Genomic DNA, 20,250 nt, shown 5'->3' on the forward strand with positions numbered 1-20,250 from the left:
TTCTGAATGTTGCCATTTTAGATCCATCAAATGTTTAAAAAGTGACGCCTGTCAATTTTTTGACCATAAATTACAAATACGATCAAAAACAACCAAGATGAATGCTCAGTTATTGACACAATATGACATACAACAGGCTCAGGAGAAGAGTATGCCGGTAATCGCTTTTATAGGGCTGGGGCAGATGGGCGCGCCGATGGCAAGCAATCTGCTTAAGCAAGGGCACCAGCTTAAGGTCTTTGACCTCAATGCGCAGGCGGTTCAACAGCTGGTTGAAAAAGGCGCGCAGGCCGCATCGACAGCGGCGCAGGCTGCTGCCGATGCGGAATTTGTTATCACCATGCTGCCTGACGGCGAGCGGGTTCGCGCTGTTTTGTTTGATGAAAACGGCGTCTGCGAAACGTTGTCGCGTGAGGCGTTAGTGATTGATATGTCGACTATTCACCCGTTGCAGACAGATCGGTTAATCAGCGAAATGAAGCAGCGCGGGTTCAGCATGATGGATGTTCCCGTAGGCCGCACCTCCGATCACGCCATTGCCGGCACGCTGCTGCTGCTGGCGGGGGGAACGCCAGAGCAGGTTGAACGCGCCACGCCAGTCTTAATGGCCATGGGTAACGAGCTGGTTAACGCGGGCGGACCTGGCATGGGCATTCGCGTCAAGCTGATTAACAACTACATGAGCATTGCCCTGAACGCCCTGTCCGCCGAAGCCGCCGTCCTGTGCGAAGCGCTCGGCCTCTCTTTCGACGTTGCGCTCAAAGTGATGAGCGGCACGCCTGCCGGTAAAGGCCATTTCACCACATCGTGGCCAAACAAGGTGCTGAAAGGCGATCTCTCTCCCGCCTTTATGATCGATCTTGCTCACAAAGATCTGGGTATTGCGCTGGATGTCGCCAATCAGTTGCAGGTTCCCATGCCGCTCGGGGCCGCCTCCCGTGAAGTCTACAGTCAGGCCCGGGCCGCAGGGCGCGGTCGAGAAGACTGGACCGCCATCCTTGAGCAGGTGCGAACGTCAGCCGGGCGAAGCCGCAAAATTTAATAAGCAAAAGGAAAGAAGAATGACTCACTACACGCTTAAAGATATCACCCGACCTTCCGGCGGCTTCGCCATGCTGGCCGTCGACCAGCGGGAAGCGATGCGTTTAATGTTTGCCGCCGCAGGCGAGCCAACCCCTGTCGCCGACAAGGTGCTGACGGATTTTAAAGTCAACGCCGCCCGCATTCTGTCGCCCTACGCCTCCGCTATTCTGGTCGATCAGCAATTTTGTTACCGCCAGGTGGTTGAGCAAAACGCCGTAGCGCAAAGCTGCGCCACGATTGTCGCGGCAGATGAATTTATTCCCGGAAACGGTATTCCCGTGGATAGCGTCGTTATTGATAAAAACGTCGATCCGCAAGCGGTAAAACGCGACGGCGCAAAGGCGCTGAAACTGCTGGTGCTGTGGCGCAGCGATGAAGACCCGCAGCAGCGGCTGGAGATGGTCAGTGAGTTTAATAAGCTGTGCCATTCCAGCGGCCTGGTCAGCATTATCGAACCCGTTGTGCGTCCGCCGCGTCGCGGCGATAAGTTTGATCGCGAGCAGGCGATTATCGACGCGGCGAAAGAGCTTGGGGACAGCGGCGCCGACCTCTACAAAGTCGAAATGCCGCTCTTTGGGAAAGGCTCCCGCGATGCGCTGCTTACCGCCTCGCAAAGGCTGAATGAACATATCAATATGCCCTGGGTCATTCTCTCTTCGGGCGTAGATGAAAAACTCTTCCCGCGCGCCGTCAGGGTAGCGATGACGGCAGGCGCTTCTGGTTTCCTGGCAGGCCGCGCCGTCTGGTCGTCCGTCATTGGCTTACCCGATTCCGAAGCGATGCTCCGGGACATCTCCGTACCGAAATTGCAGCGATTAGGCGAAATCGTTGACGAAATGATGGCTGGCCGTTGAGAAGAGGACCACAAGATGAAATGGTTTAATACGCTGAGTCATAACCGTTGGCTGGAGCAGGAAACCGATCGTATTTTTGCGTTTGGCACAAAGGCGGCAGTGCCGACCGGCTTCGGCTGGCTGGGAAACAACGGCCAGGTCAGAACGGATATGGGCACGCATTTATGGATAACCGCCCGTATGCTGCACGTTTACGCCGTTGCGGCGGCGATGGGTCGCCCTGGCGCATACGCGCTGGTGGAGCACGGCATTAACGCCCTGAACGGCGCGTTAAAAGATAAACAGTATGGCGGCTGGTACGCCTGCGTAAACGATGAAGGGGTCGTGGACGCGTCAAAACAGGGTTATCAGCACTTTTTCGTTTTACTCGGCGCCGCCAGCGCGGTGACCACCGGCCACCCTGCCGCCCGCCCTTTGCTGGACGAAGCCATTGCCGTCATTGAAAGCTATTTCTGGAGCGAGACGGAGCAGATGTGCCTCGAATCCTGGGACGAGGCATTCAGCAAAACGGAAGATTACCGCGGCGGCAACGCCAATATGCACGCCGTAGAAGCGTTCCTGATTGTTTATGACGTGACGCATGACAGAAAATGGCTCGACCGTGCGCTGAGAATCGCCTCGGTCATCATCCATGACGTCGCCCGTAAAGGGGAGTACCGCGTAAACGAGCATTTCGACGCTAACTGGAACCCTATTCGCGATTACAACAAAGATAACCCCGCCCACCGTTTTCGCGCCTATGGCGGCACGCCCGGCCACTGGATTGAGTGGGGCCGCCTGATGCTGCACCTTCGCGCCGCGCTCGAAGCGCGCTTTGAAACGCCGCCAGCCTGGTTGCTGGAAGATGCCAAAGGGCTGTTTCACGCCACCCTTCGCGACGCCTGGGCGCCTGACGGCGCAGACGGTTTCGTCTATTCCGTCGACTGGGACGGCACTCCTATTGTTCGTGAGCGCGTCCGCTGGCCAATCGTTGAAGCGATGGGCACCGCCTATGCCCTCTATACCGTGACCGGCGACCCGCAATACGAAGCCTGGTATCAGAAATGGTGGGATTACTGCGTCAAATACCTGATGGATTACGAGAACGGCTCCTGGTGGCAGGAACTCGATACCAATAATCAGGTCACCACCAAAGTCTGGGATGGCAAACAGGATATTTACCATCTGCTGCACTGTCTGGTGATCCCCCGCCTGCCTCTGGCGCCGGGCTTAGCGCCTGCCGTTGCCGCCGGGTTGCTGGATAAAAACGCACGGTAAATTTCGCAGGGAGATCGGGCATGCATAAAAGTGGAACAACCATCGCGCTGGCCGCTGGCCGCTACCGGGCAAAAATCGTTACGGTGGGCGCAGGCATTGCTGAGCTGACTCGCGGCGAACAACATTTAGTTGTGCCGCATAAGCCGGAAGAGATGCCTTTAGCCCATATGGGAAAGGTGTTAATGCCCTGGCCAAATCGTATTGCTGGTGGTCGTTACCTGTACGCAGGCAAAGAATTGGCGCCTGCGATTAACGACCGCGAGTCTGGCTCGGCGATCCATGGGCTGCTGGCGTGGCACAACTGGCAGATTGCGAGCCAGACCGCTTCCGGCGTCACGTTGACCGCTTTTTTACCGCCGACTTACGGCTACCCTTTTATGCTCGCCTGTGAAGTCAGTTATCAGCTGGATGCTGATGCGGGGTTGTGCGCCCGTCTTAGCGCGCAAAACAAAGGGGATACGCCTGCGCCCTACGGCGCTGGCGTTCACCCTTATTTAACCTGCAATCTGGAAAAAGTAGACAACTGCTCGCTCTCGCTACCGGCTGAAGAAGTTTTCAGCGTGGATGCGCAACGTAATCCCCTGCGTTTAATGCAGGCACAGGCCTCAGGCCTGCTGTTTTCGCCATCCAGGGAAATCGGCGCCACCATAATCGATCACACCTTCAGGGCGCTTCGCCGCGAGGGGGCCTGGGAAGTGCGGCTGACCAGCCAACGTCAGGCTATGTCGACTTGCCTGCGTTCCGACCAACCCTGGCTGCAAATCTATACCGGCGACAAGTTAAACCGGATCGGGCTCGCCGTTGAGCCGATGAGCTGTCCTCCCGATGCGTTTAATTCCGGCCAGGATTTGGTTTCTCTGGCGCCTGGCCAGACGCACCAGCTGCATTTTTCCATCGGCGGCGAATAACAAAAACAGAAATGAACAAATTACCGAAGACCTTACAACGGAGATCGTCATGACTTCTCAAAAACTGGGTTTACCTGTTCCTGAACTTCGCGAACACAGCGACGGTTTCACGCTTATCTGGCAGCAGCGTCTTATTCTGCGCCATACCTCTCAAGCTCCTTGCCTGTGGATTGGCGCAGGCGCGGCGGACATTGATATGTTTCGCGGTAATTTCAGCATCAAAGATAAGCTAAACGAAAAAATCGCCCTGCCTGACGCAACCGTAAAGCAGCAAGGCGAGGGTTGGCTTATCCGCTTTAGTCGCGGCGATGCCGTCAGCGCTACGCTCGTGGTGGATACCGACGACGCTGGCCGCCTTCAGTTACGGCTGCAAAATGAAGCCAGCAGCCATAATCGAATCTGGCTGCGGCTGGCGGCTCAGCCGGACGATCATATTTATGGCTGTGGAGAGCAGTTCTCTTATTTCGATCTGCGCGGCAAGCCGTTTCCTCTGTGGACCAGCGAACAGGGCGTCGGCCGCAACAAGCAAAGCTATGTCACCTGGCTTGCTGACTGCAAAGAGAACGCTGGCGGCGATTATTACTGGACCTTTTTCCCGCAGCCCACCTTCGTCAGCACGCAGAAGTATTACTGCCACGTCGATAACAGCTGTTATATGAACTTTGATTTCAGCGCGCCGGAGTATCACGAGCTGGCGTTCTGGGAAGATAAAGCCACGCTGCGCTTCGAATGCGCAGAAACCTACATTGCGCTGCTGGAAAAACTGACCGGCTTGCTGGGCCGTCAACCCGAGCTGCCGGATTGGGTTTATAACGGCGTCACGCTTGGGATCCAGGGCGGCACCGACGTTTGCCAGCAGAAGCTCGACGTCATGCGCAACGGCGGCGTGAAAGTAAACGGCATCTGGGCGCAGGACTGGTCCGGCATACGCATGACCTCTTTCGGCAAACGCGTGATGTGGAACTGGAAGTGGAACAGCGAGCTTTACCCGCAGCTTGGCGAGCGGATCCAACAGTGGAAGCGCGAAGGCGTTCAGTTTCTTTCTTACATCAACCCTTATGTCGCAAGCGATCGCGATTTGTGCGAAGAGGCGGCGAAACGCGGTTATCTGACGAAAAACGCGCAGGGTAAAGACTATCACGTTGAATTTGGTGAATTTTATGCCGGCGTAATCGACCTGACCAACCCGGAAGCCTATGACTGGTATAAAAACGTTATTAAACAAAACCTGATCGCCTTTGGCTGCGGCGGCTGGATGGCGGATTTTGGCGAGTATCTGCCGACAGACACATTCCTGCATAACGGCGTGAGCGCAGAAATTATGCATAACGCCTGGCCTGCGCTATGGGCGAAATGCAATTACGAAGCGCTGGAAGAGACCGGCAAACTTGGCGAAGTGCTGTTTTTCATGCGCGCAGGCTACACCGGCAGCCAGAAGCATTCGGTGATGATGTGGGCAGGCGATCAGAACGTTGACTGGAGTCTTGACGACGGGCTGGCTTCGGTGATCCCGGCCGCGCTTTCGCTGGCGATGACAGGCCACGGGCTGCACCATAGCGATATTGGCGGCTATACCACGTTGTTCGATATGAAGCGCAGTAAAGAGCTGCTGCTGCGCTGGTGTGATTTCAGCGCTTTCACGCCGATGATGCGCACCCATGAAGGCAACCGTCCGGGCGACAACTGGCAATTTGACGCCGACGCCGGGACCATTGCCCACTTCGCCAGAATGACCACGGTTTTCACCACGCTTAAGCCCTACATCAAACAGGCGGTGGCGCAAAACGCCAAAACCGGTCTGCCGGTAATGCGCCCGCTGTTTCTGCATTACGAGGATGACCCGCATACCTACACGCTGAAATACCAGTACCTGTTTGGCCGCGATCTGCTGGTCGCGCCCGTGTATGAGCAAGGCCGCAGCGACTGGACGCTTTATCTGCCGCAGGACAGTTGGATCAACCTCTGGACAGGGGAAGAGTGCGGCGGCGGCGAAATCACCATCAACGCCCCTCTCGGTCAGCCGCCGGTCTTTTACCGCGCGCAAAGCGAATGGGCTTCGCTGTTTAACGCGTTACGTCTCATCTGATAAGGCTCGCCCGCCGGAGGCCACCCGGCGGGCAGAAGGAGAAATAAATGAGTCAGCATTCATCCGATCCTGCTACCTTGCGTTTGCCGTTTAAAGAAAAAGTTGCCTATGGAATGGGCGATCTCGGCTCCAATATCCTGCTCGATATCGGCACGCTTTATCTGCTGAAATTCTATACAGACGTGCTGGGGCTGCCCGGCACCTACGGCGGGATTATCTTCCTGATTGCGAAGTTTTTTACCGCCTTCACCGATATGGGCACCGGGATCATGCTCGATTCCCGGCGCAAGATCGGCCCGAAGGGGAAATTCCGCCCGTTCGTGCTGTATGCCGCGTTTCCCGTTACGCTGCTGGCTGTCGCAAACTTTGTCGGCACCCCTTTTGAAATCACCGGTAAAACGGTGATGGCGACGGTACTGTTCATGCTTTATGGGCTGTTCTTCAGCATGATGAACTGCTCTTATGGCGCGATGGTGCCCGCTATGACGAAAAACCCCAATGAACGCGCCTCGCTGGCGGCATGGCGTCAGGGCGGCGCTACGCTTGGATTGTTGCTCTGTACGGTTGGCTTTGTGCCCGTGATGAACCTCATCGAAGGTAATCAACAGCTGGGCTATATCTTCGCCGCCACGCTGTTCTCGCTGTTTGGTCTGTTCTTTATGTGGTGGTGCTACGCCGGCGTGAAAGAACGTTACGTGGAAGCGCAGCCTGCAAACCCTGCGCATAAGCCCGGGCTGTTGCAATCTTTTCGCGCGATTGCGGGCAACCGGCCGCTGTTTATCCTTTGCATAGCTAACCTCTGCACGCTGGGCGCGTTCAACGTTAAGCTGGCTATTCAGGTCTACTACACCCAATACGTGCTGAACGATCCGATGCTCCTCTCCTGGATGGGCTTTTTCAGCATGGGCTGCATTTTTATTGGCGTCTTTTTGATGCCCGGCGCGGTACGTCGCTTTGGTAAGAAGAAGGTGTATATCGGCGGGCTGCTGATATGGGTTGCAGGCGATTTGCTCAACTATACGATGGGCAGCGGCTCGGTCAGCTTCGTTGCCTTCTCCTGCCTGGCGTTTTTCGGCTCCGCCTTCGTCAACAGCCTGAACTGGGCGCTGGTCTCCGATACGGTGGAATATGGCGAATGGCGCACTGGCGTGCGGTCCGAAGGCACGGTCTATACCGGCTTTACCTTCTTTCGCAAAGTTTCGCAGGCGCTGGCGGGCTTTTTCCCGGGGCTGATGCTAACGCAAATCGGTTATGTGCCTAATGTGGCGCAATCCGCAGACACCATTGAAGGGCTTCGCCAGCTGATATTTATCTACCCCTGCGCGCTGGCGGTGTTAACCATTATTGCGATGGGCTGTTTCTATAACCTCAACGAAAAGCTGTATGTCCGCATCGTTGAAGAAATAGAGCTGCGTAAACGTATGGCCTGAACGTGTTGACCGGGTGCCCGTGAGGGCGCCCCGAGGATCGATTATGAACCGCAACGCTGATCCGCTAACGCTAAAACTGAGCCTGCGTGAAAAATGCGCCTATGGAATGGGTGATTTTGGCTCAAATCTGATGCTGTGCATCGGTACGCTTTATCTTTTGAAATTTTATACCGATGAACTGGGGATGCCCGCTTTTTACGGCGGCGTGATTTTTCTGGTCGCGAAATTCTTTACCGCTTTCACCGACATGTTGACTGGCGTGCTGTTAGATTCACGCCGCAACATTGGCGCGAAGGGCAAATTCCGGCCATTCATCCTTTATGCCTCTGTACCTGTGGCGTTGGTCGCCACCGCGCAGTTTATGGCGAATGATTTTAGCCTGACGGTAAAAACCGCCATCGCCACCATTTTGTTTATGATGTTTGGCCTGTTTTACAGCCTGATGAACTGCTCTTATGGCGCGATGGTTCCCGCCATCACGAAAAACCCTAACGAGCGAGCGCAACTTGCGGCATGGCGTCAGGGCGGCGCAACGCTTGGGTTGCTGCTCTGTACCGTAGGTTTTATGCCGGTGCAGTCGCTGTTCGCGGGCAACCCTTCGCAGGGTTATCTTGTGGCAGCGCTTCTGTTCGCTACGTGCGGGTTATTCTGTATGTGGTGTTGCTATAGCGGCGTCCAGGAGCGCTATGTTGACGTTACGCCGGATAACCATAAGCCCAGCATCGTTAAATCGTTCTGCGCTATTTTTCGTAACCCGCCGCTGCTGGTGCTCTGTATCGCCAATCTTTGTACGCTGGCCGCGTTTAACATCAAGCTGGCTATTCAGGTTTATTACACCCAGTACGTGCTCAACGATATTCATCTGCTTTCCTGGATGGGTTTTTTCAGCATGGGCTGCATTCTGGTTGGCGTGTTTCTGGTGCCTGGCGCGGTGAAGCGGTTTGGTAAAAAGCAGGTTTATCTTGGCGGGCTGGCGTTATGGGCGGCAGGCGACGTGCTCAATTTTGTCTGGGGCAACAGTTCGCTGATGTTTGTGCTGTTTTCCTGCATGGCTTTTTTCGGCACCGCGTTTGTTAACAGCCTGAACTGGGCGCTGGTGCCGGATACCGTTGATTATGGCGAATGGAAAACCGGGATCCGCGCCGAAGGTTCGGTTTATACCGGTTATACCTTTTCACGAAAAATATCCGCTGCGCTGGCCGGCTTTTTGCCTGGCATTATGCTCACGCAAATAGGTTATATCCCGAATACGCTGCAAAGCGCTGAAACGCTGCTCGGCTTGCGTCAGCTTATTTTTATCTGGCCCTGTAGCCTCGCCATCATCGCGGCATTAACAATGGGTTTCTTTTATAAGCTTAATGAAAAACGCTTCGCTTTAATTATTGAGGAGATAAGCAACCGTAAAAAATTTCCAGCCCAGGAAACCGAAATAAAAACCAAAGATAAAGCGTCAGTAGTCACTTTATAAAAATAAGCCTGGCCGCCCTTGCCTTTCTCTGTAACAGAGACGGGGCGGCCCTTCTGTATCTGATAGATGGATAAATTATGAAAAGACTCGCCACTTTTATGCTGATTTCCTCTGTCTCCTGTTCTGCTTTGGCAGGCGCCTGGGTTGAAACCCGGGAAGCTTATAATACGGCTTCTGAGCTGCATGAAGTTATCCTCCGCGCCGGTTATCATTTCGACCAGGGCGCGGGGGTTATGCTGACTAACGCTTACAATGTAGGCAAGTGGGACGAACTCAAACACAGCTATAACGAAATTGAAGGCTGGTATCCTTTATTCAAGCCGACCGATAAACTGACCTTTCAACCGGGCGGCTTAATTAATGATAACCGCGATGGTTCAGGCGGAGCCGTTTATCTTGATACGAATTACACATTCGCCCCGTGGTTTAATCTGACTTTCCGCTATCGCTATAATCATAATAATTATAAGACGCCAGACTTTAATGGCGAGATGGATAAAAACGACACGCATGAACTGGCGAATTACTGGAACTTTAAAGTAACCGATGCGTTTTCTTATACTTCGAACCGCATTTTTTCCAGCGGACAAATGATTATCACAGTAAAAATGGCAAAGACCATCACTGGGAGATTACCAATAAATTTAGCTACCAGATTGACACGCACTGGCGGCCATATCTGGAACTGCAATGGCTGGACAGATGGAATGACTATAACCAGGAGCAATACCGTATTCGGTTAGGGTTACGGTATTCATTTTGATAGAAATGCCGGGTAATGGTGTGCTTGCCCGGTCTTATTTAACCACAGCCGTGCTGATACTCAAAAGTTCTTTTGTGGTTATTAATTTTTCCCTTTTCACTGGTCATTTCTAATACATGCCAGTTACTGGCGTCTCTTTGATCCTCAGTATGCTTAGTCAATATCTTTGTATAACAAGGATGATCAATGAACCACAACATTCTATTTTTATAAACACTTAGTCTGACATCAAAATATTCGTTATAGCTTGCATAAGGTTCTCCGGCTTTCTCTTCGCTCTGTCTGTTATCCAATGAAAAGGTTATCGCATATCCATTTACCCATCTGAAATACGATATAGAAAAATAACGAGCGGTAGTAAACATCATAAACCATGAAACGAAACAACAAATAAAAATTATCCCTAATTTATTTTTGCCTGTCATTTTACACCACACTAATCAATTAATAACTCATTTTCCCCGGCAGCGATTTTACCCCCGGGAAGGCATGTTAGTTTACTCCAATTTTTCCTCGCATCTTCTATGCTTTTTTCCTTCGCAATGACATCCGTAAAATAGAGACGGTAATTATCCCATATACTATAGTTTCTCCCATCAAACATTTGAGCTTTTATGTTTACTTGATTATTGCCATTATCTTCTGCGTAGAGATAAAAACCGCGATATTGATTAGCCCAGAAATGATGTTCGGTGTGTACATCACACCACTGCACGGCCAATAACTGACTGTTTCTTTTTGTATTGGAATAGAAAGCTAGTAGGGTATATAACATAAAGGAAACAGAAATAAAGGCCATCAAATTAATCAGGAGTCTGTAAAGGCCATGAAAAAAATTTTGCATTTCCTTTCCCTCAAAAACTTTCGGCCCATTGAATATTTTTCGATAACTCCCCCCAAATATTATACTCTCTTGCTAATCCCATCTGATGAAACCTCCCCATAAAATCATCATTTACAGGTATCACACCGCCCAACAGAACACCTCTTGAATTATTGTTGGTTATATTCCAGTTATATCTATCAAAGAACACGAAAGTAAATAATAAATTATATTCATATCTTCCGCGAGATCCGATATCGTTATTCTTATATATTACTTTAACATGCTTTGTATAAGGTATTTCTGACACAGTAAGTTCACCTTTCCCCCAGCATTGATATCCACCGATTGCATAAAAAAGATCAGCACTATCATTCTTAAAATCACCCTGAGAAACTTCCGTTGAACTTATTTTATAAACACCAGGAAACAATTCCCCTGAAATATCTTCACAAAAAGTTTTAGCCTCCTGAATTTCATTATTGAAGAGCATTCTTAATCCAGGCGATTTTTGCATGAAATATTGCATTATCTGAAAATCATAATTAATATCCTCCTGTCCCGCAAGAGGATTTTTAAGATAGTGATTTAAATGATTAATGGCAATCGGGTAACGGTATTTTATGAATTTTATAATGTAAGCATAATCTTCTGTTTCTTTATTATTCAAAGCATTATAAATAACTTTTGCTATAGCTGTTAAATAATTTAAGTCTGATGAATTTGATAGACAGAGGCTACACCACCCACCTGACCCATAGTCTTTTATGTAATGAGGTTCCCGATCACCAAGTATATATTTAGACATTTATTAATCCCTTAATAAACATACACATTGTTTATTAATGTTACTTAACTATCTGCTTTGCTTATAATTGACAAAGTAGACTATATCGCCAGGATATACGGACGACTCATTCCTGTATGTGATTATAATCAAAAAAAAACCCTGATAGATTCTATCTACCAGGGCTTTATACTATTAACTAAAATTAGTCTTCTTTCGAACCGCGAGAAGCGCGCTTACGATCGTTCTCGGTCAGGTGACGTTTACGGATACGAATAGACTGCGGCGTAACTTCTACCAGTTCGTCGTCATCGATAAACTCCAGCGCCTGCTCAAGCGTCATCTTAACCGGCGGAACCAGAACCGTCGCCTCGTCCGTACCGGACGCACGCATGTTGGTCAGTTTCTTACCGGTCAGGCAGTTTACCGTCAGGTCGTTAGAGCGGCTGTGAATACCGATAATCTGGCCTTCGTAAACTTCCGCACCGTGACCCAGGAACAGCTTGCCGCGATCCTGCAAACCGAACAGCGCGAACGCTACCGCTTTACCCTGACCGTTGGAGATCAGTACGCCGTTGTTGCGCTGGCCCACTTCGCCCGGACGAACGTCGTCGTAGTGGCTGAAGGTGGAGTAAAGCAGACCGGTACCGGAGGTCATGGTCATGAACTCGGAACGGAAGCCGATAAGGCCACGGCTTGGGATCACGTAGTCGAGACGTACGCGGCCTTTGCCGTCCGGATTCATGTTTTTCAGGTCGCCTTTACGCTCGCCCAGCGCCTGCATGACAGAACCCTGGTGCTGCTCTTCAACGTCCAGCGTTACGTTTTCGAACGGCTCTTGTTTACGGCCGTCGATTTCGCGGAAGATTACTTTCGGGCGGGAAACCGCCATTTCGAAACCTTCACGACGCATGTTTTCGATCAGAACAGACAGGTGCAGTTCGCCACGACCGGAAACGCGGAATGCATCAGCGTCTTCGGTTTCTTCAACGCGCAGCGCTACGTTATGCACCAGCTCTTTGTTCAGGCGGTCAAGGATCTGACGAGAGGTAACGTATTTACCTTCTTTACCGCAGAACGGCGAGGTGTTGACGTTGAAGAACATGGTAACTGTCGGCTCATCAACAGAGAGCGGCGGCAGCGCTTCGACATTCTGCGGATCGCAGATGGTGTCGGAGATGTTCAGTTCGCCAAGGCCAGTGATAGCGATGATATCGCCCGCTTCCGCCAGGTCGGTATCGATACGCTCCAGGCCCAGGTGGCCCAGTACTTTGCCCACTTTACCGTTGCGGGTTTTGCCTTCGCTGTCGATAACCGTAACCTGCTGGTTCGGCTTCACTTTACCGCGCTTGATGCGGCCAATGCCGATAACGCCCAGGTAGTTGTTGTAGTCGAGCTGGGAGATTTGCATCTGTAGCGGACCATCAAGGTCTACGTCCGGCGCCGGAACATGGTCGACAATCGCCTGGTACAGCGGGGTCATGTCTTCAGCCATGTCTTCGTGGTCCATACCCGCGATACCGTTCAGCGCAGAAGCGTAAACGATCGGGAAGTCCAGCTGCTCGTCGGTGGCGTCGAGGTTTACGAACAGGTCGAACACCTGATCGACAACCCAGTCAGGACGCGCGCCCGGACGGTCGACTTTGTTGATAACCACGATAGGCTTCAGACCATGGGCAAATGCTTTTTTGGTCACGAAGCGCGTTTGCGGCATCGGGCCGTCAAAAGCGTCAACCACCAGCAGCACGGAGTCAACCATGGACATAACACGCTCAACTTCACCCCCGAAGTCGGCGTGCCCTGGGGTATCAACGATGTTGATACGGTAATCATTCCATTTGATGGCAGTGTTTTTTGCGAGGATGGTAATCCCACGCTCTTTCTCCAAATCGTTGGAGTCCATCACACGCTCTTGTGCTTCAGTACGCTCGTCGAACGTACCGGATTGCTGGAGCAGTTTGTCAACCAGGGTAGTTTTACCGTGGTCAACGTGCGCAATGATGGCGATGTTACGCAGATTTTCGATCACAACTTTGCCTCAGGCATTAGAAATAGCGCGTTATTGTACACGTATTAATCGAAGGACTAAACAGGATCACAGACTTCCTTCCCAAACAAGTTTAGCTGCCGGGCTTTGTGATCGCTTTCACGGAGCGATAAAAGGGCCACATAACGCAAATTGCACCAACACGGTGCCTTATTTTTACATTCAGGCACTGTATTGGTGCAATTTATCCACAATGGTGCAGCCCTTTTGCACTATGGTGCGCATCATAGCGCCTTTTGCAGGCATTTTAAAAGTTGGCACACTTTTCGCTTTATCTTTTTCATGGCGACAAAGCCTTTTTAAGCAGTGTTTGAATACCTCGTTACCACGACGACAATGACAAATCCGGGAGAGTTAAGTATGTCCGCTGAACACGTTTTGACGATGCTGAACGAGCATGAGGTGAAGTTTGTCGATCTGCGTTTCACCGATACCAAAGGTAAAGAACAGCACGTCACTATCCCTGCTCATCAGGTAAACGCCGAATTCTTTGAAGAAGGCAAAATGTTTGATGGCTCTTCCATCGGTGGCTGGAAAGGCATTAACGAATCCGACATGGTGCTGATGCCGGACGCTTCCACCGCTGTCATTGACCCGTTCTACGAAGAACCGACGCTCATCATCCGCTGCGATATCCTGGAACCAGGCACCCTACAGGGCTATGACCGCGACCCGCGCTCCATCGCTAAACGCGCTGAAGAGTACCTGCGCTCTACCGGCATTGCGGACACCGTGCTGTTCGGGCCGGAGCCGGAGTTCTTCCTGTTTGACGACATTCGCTTCGGCAGCTCGATTTCCGGCTCTCATGTCGCTATCGACGACATCGAAGGCGCGTGGAACTCCTCTACCAAATACGAAGGCGGCAACAAAGGTCACCGTCCGGCCGTGAAAGGCGGTTATTTCCCGGTTCCGCCGGTAGACTCCGCGCAGGATCTGCGTTCTACCATGTGTCTGGTGATGGAAGAGATGGGCCTTGTGGTTGAAGCTCACCACCACGAAGTTGCCACCGCAGGTCAGAACGAAGTGGCGACCCGCTTCAACACCATGACCAAAAAAGCGGACGAAATTCAGATCTATAAATATGTAGTGCATAACGTTGCGCACCGCTTCGGCAAAACCGCAACCTTCATGCCGAAACCGATGTTCGGCGACAACGGCTCCGGTATGCACTGCCACATGTCTCTGTCCAAGAACGGCACTAACCTGTTCTCTGGCGACAAATATGCTGGTCTGTCTGAACAGGCGCTTTACTACATCGGCGGCGTAATTAAACACGCTAAAGCGATCAACGCCCTGTCTAACCCGACCACCAACTCCTACAAGCGTCTGGTTCCGGGTTACGAAGCGCCGGTTATGCTGGCTTACTCCGCACGCAACCGCTCTGCTTCTATCCGTATCCCGGTAGTTGCCTCTCCGAAAGCGCGTCGTATCGAAGTGCGCTTCCCGGACCCGGCGGCTAACCCGTACCTGTGCTTCGCCGCGCTGCTGATGGCCGGCCTGGATGGCATCAAGAACAAAATCCACCCGGGCGAAGCTATGGATAAAAACCTCTACGATCTGCCGCCGGAAGAAGCGAAAGAGATCCCGCAGGTTGCCGGTTCTCTGGAAGAAGCGCTTAACGAACTGGACGCAGACCGCGAGTTCCTGACCGCAGGCGGCGTATTCACTGACGATGCTATCGATGCTTACATCGCCCTGCGTCGCGAAGAAAACGACCGCGTACGCATGACGCCGCACCCGGTTGAGTTCGAACTGTATTACAGCGTTTAATCCGAAGTCATTTTTTGTTGCCGTGGAAACTTTCAGCCCATCTTCGGATGGGCTTTTTTCTCCACGCAAACGCTGTTTTCAGGCGATCTCTCGCCGCAAAACGTTATAATGCACCAAAATGGTGCAACCTGGGAGACTGCTGAATGGCAACAGGCACGCTGCCCGATGCTGGGCAGATCCTCAACTCGCTCATCAACAGCATTTTGCTGGTAGATGATGAACTCGCGGTGCATTACGCGAACCCGGCGGCGCAACAGCTGCTGGCGCAAAGCTCGCGCAAGCTTTACGGCACGCCGCTGCCTGAGCTGCTGAGCTACTTTTCTCTGAACATTAGTCTGATGCAGGAGAGCCTGAACGCAGGCCAGGGCTTTACTGATAACGAAGTCACGCTGGTGATTGACGGACGTTCGCATATTCTTTCCCTTACGGCGCAGCGGCTGCCCGAAGGACTCATCCTGCTCGAAATGGCGCCCATGGATAACCAGCGCCGCCTGAGCCAGGAGCAACTGCAACACGCGCAACAAGTGGCGGCACGCGATTTAGTGCGCGGGCTGGCGCATGAAATTAAAAACCCGCTCGGCGGACTGCGCGGCGCAGCACAATTGCTGAGCAAAGCGCTGCCAGACCCGTCTTTGACGGAATACACCAAAGTCATCATTGAGCAGGCGGACCGCCTGCGCAATCTGGTAGACAGGCTTCTGGGCCCGCAGCAGCCTGGCATGCATGTCACCGAAAGCATTCACAAAGTCGCCGAGCGCGTGGTTAAGCTGGTGTCGATGGAGCTGCCGGAAAACGTCACGCTGGTTCGTGATTACGACCCAAGCCTGCCCGAGTTCGCTCACGACCCGGACCAGATTGAGCAAGTGCTGCTTAATATTGTGCGCAACGCGCTACAGGCGCTGGGAGAAGAAGGCGGCGAAATTGTGCTGCGCACTCGCACCGCTTTCCAGCTAACGCTGCACGGCGTGCGCTACCGCCTTGCGGCCAGAATTGATGTAGAAGATAACGGGCCAGGCATTCCGGCCCATTTGCAGGACACGCTGTTCTACCCAATGGTCAGTGGCCGCGAAGGCGGCACCGGTCTGGGCCTTTCCATTGCCCGAAACCTTATCGATCAACATTCGGGAAAAATCGAATTTAACAGTTGGCCGGGTCATACCGAGTTTTCGGTTTACCTGCCTATTCGGAAGTAGAGGTCTCTATGCAACGAGGGATAGTCTGGATCGTTGATGACGATAGCTCCATCCGCTGGGTTCTGGAACGCGCGCTTACCGGCGCAGGCTTAAGCTGCACCACCTTTGAGAGTGCAAGCGGTGTGCTCGATGCGCTGGCGACCAAAACGCCTGACGTCTTGCTTTCCGACATCCGGATGCCGGGAATGGATGGCCTGGCGCTGCTTAAGCAGATTAAACAGCGCCATCCGATGCTTCCGGTCATCATAATGACGGCGCATTCTGATCTGGACGCTGCCGTCAGCGCCTATCAGCAAGGCGCGTTTGATTACCTGCCAAAGCCATTTGATATTGACGAGGCGGTGGCGCTGGTGGAGCGCGCGATTAGCCACTATCAGGAACAGCAGCAGCCGCGAAACGTGCAGGTATTCGGCCCGACGACCGATATTATCGGCGAAGCGCCGGCGATGCAGGATGTCTTTCGCATTATCGGCCGGCTTTCCCGCTCTTCCATCAGCGTGCTTATCAATGGCGAATCCGGCACCGGTAAAGAGCTGGTGGCGCATGCGCTGCATCGTCACAGCCCGCGCGTAAAAGCGCCTTTTATCGCCCTGAACATGGCGGCGATACCCAAAGACCTTATTGAATCCGAACTGTTCGGCCATGAAAAAGGGGCTTTTACCGGCGCGAACCAGATTCGTCAGGGCCGTTTTGAACAGGCGGACGGCGGCACGCTGTTTTTAGATGAAATTGGCGATATGCCGCTGGATGTGCAGACGCGCCTGCTGCGCGTGCTGGCTGACGGTCAGTTTTACCGCGTTGGCGGCTACGCGCCGGTAAAAGTCGATGTTCGTATTATTGCTGCAACGCACCAGAATCTTGAATTGCGCGTGCAGGAAGGGAAATTCCGCGAGGACTTATTCCACCGCCTGAATGTAATTCGCGTGCATTTGCCGCCGCTGCGCGAGCGCCGGGAAGATATTCCCCGCCTGGCCCGCCACTTTTTGCAGGTAGCGGCGCGTGAACTGGGCGTGGAGGCTAAACAGCTGCACCCGGAAACCGAGGCGGCGCTGACCCGGCTCGCCTGGCCTGGCAACGTGCGCCAGCTGGAAAACACCTGTCGCTGGCTGACGGTGATGGCGGCAGGCCAGGAGGTGCTGATTCAGGATTTGCCTGGCGAACTGTTTGAAACCAGCGTGCCCGACAGCCCCTCTCAGAGCCTGCCGGATAGCTGGGCGACGCTGCTGGCGCAGTGGGCCGACCGGGCGCTGCGTTCCGGTCATCAAAACCTGTTGTCGGAAGCACAACCGGAAATGGAGCGCACATTGCTGACCACCGCTCTGCGCCACACGCAGGGCCATAAACAGGAAGCGGCGCGGTTGCTTGGCTGGGGAAGAAATACCCTGACGCGTAAGCTGAAAGAGCTGGGAATGGAATAGCGCAGTAGCGCTGTGTAAAAAATAAGCACACGGCGCAGATTGCGTTAATTTTGTACTTTACTGTAATAATGAGTTCAGTATGATCTGGCGCGTTCACGCGGGGGGATCAACATGCTGGAATCATTAATTCAACTGGTGTCGCACAGCGCCGAAGCGGGCGCGGCAGCAAGCCATACGCCGCAAACGGCGATAGCGGCTTTGCTCTGTGCGGCGCTGGTCAATTTCTTTAATTAAAAAAGGCGGGTTTTAAACCCGCCTTTTTTATATCACCCGCGAAAATTGCTGGAGCCGCGCTTTGCGGCGCAAGTAGATATCAAAACACATGCAGATGTTGCGAATAAGCAACCTGCCCTTCGCCGTAACCCGAATGCCCTGCGCGTTTATTTCCACCAGCCCGTCTTGCGCCAGTGGTTTTAACAAAGCGAGATCTTCTGCGAAATAGTCAGCGAAACTAAGCTGCCAGGCCTTTTCGATATCAGCGAACGCCAGCTGGAAATTACAAATCAGCGCCTTGATAACGTCACGGCGGATGCAGTCGTCGCGCGTCAGCGCAAGACCACGCCACAGCGCATTGCCTTTTTCGTCGACCTGCTGATAGTAAAGCTTCAACTCTTTCTGGTTTTGCGCGTAGCAGTCGCCCAGCATGCTGATGGCGGAAACGCCAAGCCCCAGCAGGTCGGTATCTCCCTGCGTGGTGTAACCCTGGAAGTTACGGTGCAGGACGCCCTCGCGCTGGGCAACCGCCAGTTCATCGTCCGGACGGGCGAAATGGTCCATGCCGATAAACTGATAGCCTGCGCCAGTCAGCGACTGGATGGTTTGCTGAAGAATATCGAGCTTTTGCTGCGCGGAAGGGAGATCCGCTTCCTTGATTTTGCGCTGGGCGGCAAACAGGTTCGGCAGATGCGCATAGTTAAAGACGCTGAGGCGGTCCGGGCTAAGCTGCGCCACGCGTTCAAGCGTAAAGGCGAAGCTTTCCGGCGTCTGCTTCGGCAGGCCATAAATCAGGTCGATATTGGTGGAGGTAAAACCGATTTCCCGCGCATGCTTAATCAGAGCGAAAATAAAGGCTTCGTCCTGCTCGCGGTTAACCAGGCGCTGCACTTCTTTGTTGAAATCCTGCACGCCCATACTCAGGCGGCTGAAGCCCTCGGCACGCAGGTGGTCGAGTACATCCAGCTCGATTTCACGCGGGTCAACCTCAATGGAGATTTCCGCCGCCTCGTTAAAGTGGAAGTTATTTCGCAACAACGACATCAGACGGCTGATTTGCGCTTTGTTCAGGTAAGTCGGCGTGCCGCCGCCCCAGTGCAGCTGGCTAACGCGGCGCCCGGCGAAAAGCGGCGCGCGGTGAACGATTTCCTGCTCCAGCGCATCCAGATACTGGTCCGCCTTATGCTGCTGGCGTGTAACGATTTTATTGCAGCCGCAGAAATAGCAGAGCTTGTGGCAAAACGGGATATGAACATAGAGCGAAAGTGGGCGCTCAGGATAGCGGGCCGATGCCTCAAGAAAATCCTGCTCGCCAAACGATTCGGCGAACTCCAGCGCGGTGGGATACGAGGTATAGCGCGGCCCGGAATAGTTATATTTCTGGATAAGGGCCAGATCCCAGTCGATTAACTGCTCAGACATGCTTACTCCTTCCGACGGTTTCGCCGACGCGTTCGGCGAACTGGCCTACCCGCCCGATGAGGGATAAGCCGGCTGCGCAGCCATTTTTGTCGCCGCGACAGCCGCTGTAGTTTAACGAATAACCACACCAGATAACATACTATTGGAAAGAGTATGAGCAGAACCGGCAGGCCCATCGCGATCTTAGTTGCCGCCCTTGAGCAAACGCATCAGATCGTCCTGGCCTTCTTCCTCTTCCTCTTCATCGTCGTCATATGAGAGGCCGAGCTGCTGCATCAGCTCATCAATGCGGTCAAGCTTAGCGTCCACCCAGGCCTGATCGTCAGCGCTGATGGCTTCGCCCTCTTCAAGGCGCTCCAGCAGGGCATCCAGGCGTTCGTCGTTTTCCAGCATCTCCAGCTCGGCTTGCGGTGAAAGCATCGGTTTCTCGCTCTTCGGTTTAGGCTGCTTTTTAACAGGCGCCTCGTTCACGCCCAGAGGAATCGGCTTTTTGCTGCCGATACGCGGATCTTTTGCCTGCGCGCCGCCTTTGCCTTTTGAGCCTGCGGTCGTCCCTGTGGCGCGGCTACCCGGCGCGTGGCCGCGGTGCTTTTTCTCGCGCTTGCGGTCGCGAGCTTCCTGATTGATGTCTTCGCGTGTCTTACGACCCGCTTTGGCGCCGTTTTTGCTGCGCCCGGCAGAGGTTGGTTGCTTCATGTGATGTCGTCTTAAGCCGTTTTGATCAGTAT

At 53.1% G+C, this 20,250-nt stretch carries 17 protein-coding genes and 1 pseudogene; 12 read left to right on the forward strand and 6 right to left on the reverse strand.

From position 1 onward, the window contains the following. The first annotated feature begins 151 nt into the window (after positions 1 to 151). The 8 genes and pseudogenes from yihU to ompL all read left to right on the forward strand — a co-directional run bounded on the left by yihU (position 152) and on the right by ompL (position 9,849). Positions 152 to 1,042 carry a sulfolactaldehyde 3-reductase gene (yihU, locus tag DW56_RS20950; protein ID WP_024551538.1) on the forward strand — a complete coding sequence of 297 codons (891 nt, stop codon included), beginning with the start codon at positions 152 to 154 and terminating at the stop codon, positions 1,040 to 1,042. A 19-nt stretch (positions 1,043 to 1,061) separates the two neighbouring features. After that, complete coding sequence (gene yihT, locus DW56_RS20955) at positions 1,062 to 1,937, forward strand: sulfofructosephosphate aldolase (RefSeq protein ID WP_024551537.1); 876 nt, start codon at positions 1,062 to 1,064, stop codon at positions 1,935 to 1,937. Between the two features lie 15 nt (positions 1,938 to 1,952). Beyond that, complete coding sequence (yihS, locus tag DW56_RS20960) at positions 1,953 to 3,194, forward strand: sulfoquinovose isomerase (RefSeq protein WP_024551536.1); 1,242 nt, start codon at positions 1,953 to 1,955, stop codon at positions 3,192 to 3,194. A gap of 20 nt (positions 3,195 to 3,214) precedes the next feature. Next, on the forward strand, positions 3,215 to 4,102 hold the full coding sequence (locus DW56_RS20965; protein ID WP_024551535.1) for an aldose-1-epimerase: 888 nt from the start codon (positions 3,215 to 3,217) through the stop codon (positions 4,100 to 4,102). 49 nt (positions 4,103 to 4,151) lie between these two features. Then, positions 4,152 to 6,188, forward strand: coding sequence for an alpha-glucosidase (locus tag DW56_RS20970; RefSeq protein WP_024551534.1), 2,037 nt, complete (start codon positions 4,152 to 4,154; stop codon positions 6,186 to 6,188). A 47-nt stretch (positions 6,189 to 6,235) separates the two neighbouring features. Then, positions 6,236 to 7,618, forward strand: coding sequence for an MFS transporter (locus DW56_RS20975; protein WP_024551533.1), 1,383 nt, complete (start codon positions 6,236 to 6,238; stop codon positions 7,616 to 7,618). A gap of 43 nt (positions 7,619 to 7,661) precedes the next feature. Next, the gene (locus DW56_RS20980; RefSeq protein WP_024551532.1) at positions 7,662 to 9,086 is read left to right on the forward strand and encodes an MFS transporter; all 1,425 of its coding nucleotides are present in this window, start codon (positions 7,662 to 7,664) and stop codon (positions 9,084 to 9,086) included. Between the two features lie 77 nt (positions 9,087 to 9,163). After that, positions 9,164 to 9,849, forward strand: a pseudogene (ompL, locus tag DW56_RS20985) (porin OmpL). Positions 9,850 to 9,887: 38 nt separating this feature from the next. Here the strand turns inward: ompL and DW56_RS22575 are convergent. The 4 genes from DW56_RS22575 to typA all read right to left on the reverse strand — a co-directional run bounded on the left by DW56_RS22575 (position 9,888) and on the right by typA (position 13,488). After that, on the reverse strand, positions 9,888 to 10,274 hold the full coding sequence (locus DW56_RS22575; RefSeq protein WP_139152787.1) for a hypothetical protein: 387 nt from the start codon (positions 10,272 to 10,274) through the stop codon (positions 9,888 to 9,890). An 11-nt stretch (positions 10,275 to 10,285) separates the two neighbouring features. Beyond that, on the reverse strand, positions 10,286 to 10,693 hold the full coding sequence (locus tag DW56_RS20990; protein WP_024551531.1) for a hypothetical protein: 408 nt from the start codon (positions 10,691 to 10,693) through the stop codon (positions 10,286 to 10,288). Between the two features lie 10 nt (positions 10,694 to 10,703). Next, a complete protein-coding gene (locus tag DW56_RS20995; protein ID WP_024551530.1) occupies positions 10,704 to 11,480 on the reverse strand; it encodes a hypothetical protein in 777 nt (258 codons plus the stop codon). 184 nt (positions 11,481 to 11,664) lie between these two features. Further along, complete coding sequence (gene typA / locus DW56_RS21000; protein WP_024551529.1) at positions 11,665 to 13,488, reverse strand: ribosome-dependent GTPase TypA; 1,824 nt, start codon at positions 13,486 to 13,488, stop codon at positions 11,665 to 11,667. 378 nt (positions 13,489 to 13,866) lie between these two features. Here typA and glnA point away from each other — a divergent pair, with 378 nt between their 5' ends. The 4 genes from glnA to DW56_RS22580 all read left to right on the forward strand — a co-directional run bounded on the left by glnA (position 13,867) and on the right by DW56_RS22580 (position 18,121). Further along, complete coding sequence (gene glnA, locus DW56_RS21005; RefSeq protein WP_024551528.1) at positions 13,867 to 15,276, forward strand: glutamate--ammonia ligase; 1,410 nt, start codon at positions 13,867 to 13,869, stop codon at positions 15,274 to 15,276. Positions 15,277 to 15,419: 143 nt separating this feature from the next. Further along, positions 15,420 to 16,469 (forward strand): nitrogen regulation protein NR(II), encoded by a 1,050-nt coding sequence (gene glnL, locus DW56_RS21010; RefSeq protein ID WP_024551527.1) that lies wholly within the window; start codon positions 15,420 to 15,422, stop codon positions 16,467 to 16,469. An 8-nt stretch (positions 16,470 to 16,477) separates the two neighbouring features. Then, a complete protein-coding gene (gene glnG, locus DW56_RS21015) occupies positions 16,478 to 17,887 on the forward strand; it encodes a nitrogen regulation protein NR(I) (RefSeq protein ID WP_024551526.1) in 1,410 nt (469 codons plus the stop codon). 111 nt (positions 17,888 to 17,998) lie between these two features. Beyond that, complete coding sequence (locus DW56_RS22580) at positions 17,999 to 18,121, forward strand: YshB family small membrane protein (protein WP_139152786.1); 123 nt, start codon at positions 17,999 to 18,001, stop codon at positions 18,119 to 18,121. A 27-nt stretch (positions 18,122 to 18,148) separates the two neighbouring features. Here DW56_RS22580 and hemN read toward each other — a convergent pair whose 3' ends face one another. Then, positions 18,149 to 19,522 carry an oxygen-independent coproporphyrinogen III oxidase gene (gene hemN / locus DW56_RS21020; RefSeq protein WP_024551525.1) on the reverse strand — a complete coding sequence of 458 codons (1,374 nt, stop codon included), beginning with the start codon at positions 19,520 to 19,522 and terminating at the stop codon, positions 18,149 to 18,151. A 183-nt stretch (positions 19,523 to 19,705) separates the two neighbouring features. Further along, the gene (gene yihI, locus DW56_RS21025) at positions 19,706 to 20,218 is read right to left on the reverse strand and encodes a Der GTPase-activating protein YihI (protein WP_024551524.1); all 513 of its coding nucleotides are present in this window, start codon (positions 20,216 to 20,218) and stop codon (positions 19,706 to 19,708) included. Positions 20,219 to 20,250 lie beyond the last annotated feature (32 nt).

Source organism: Franconibacter helveticus LMG 23732, from assembly GCF_000463115.2.
GTDB classification, from domain to species: domain Bacteria; phylum Pseudomonadota; class Gammaproteobacteria; order Enterobacterales; family Enterobacteriaceae; genus Franconibacter; species Franconibacter helveticus.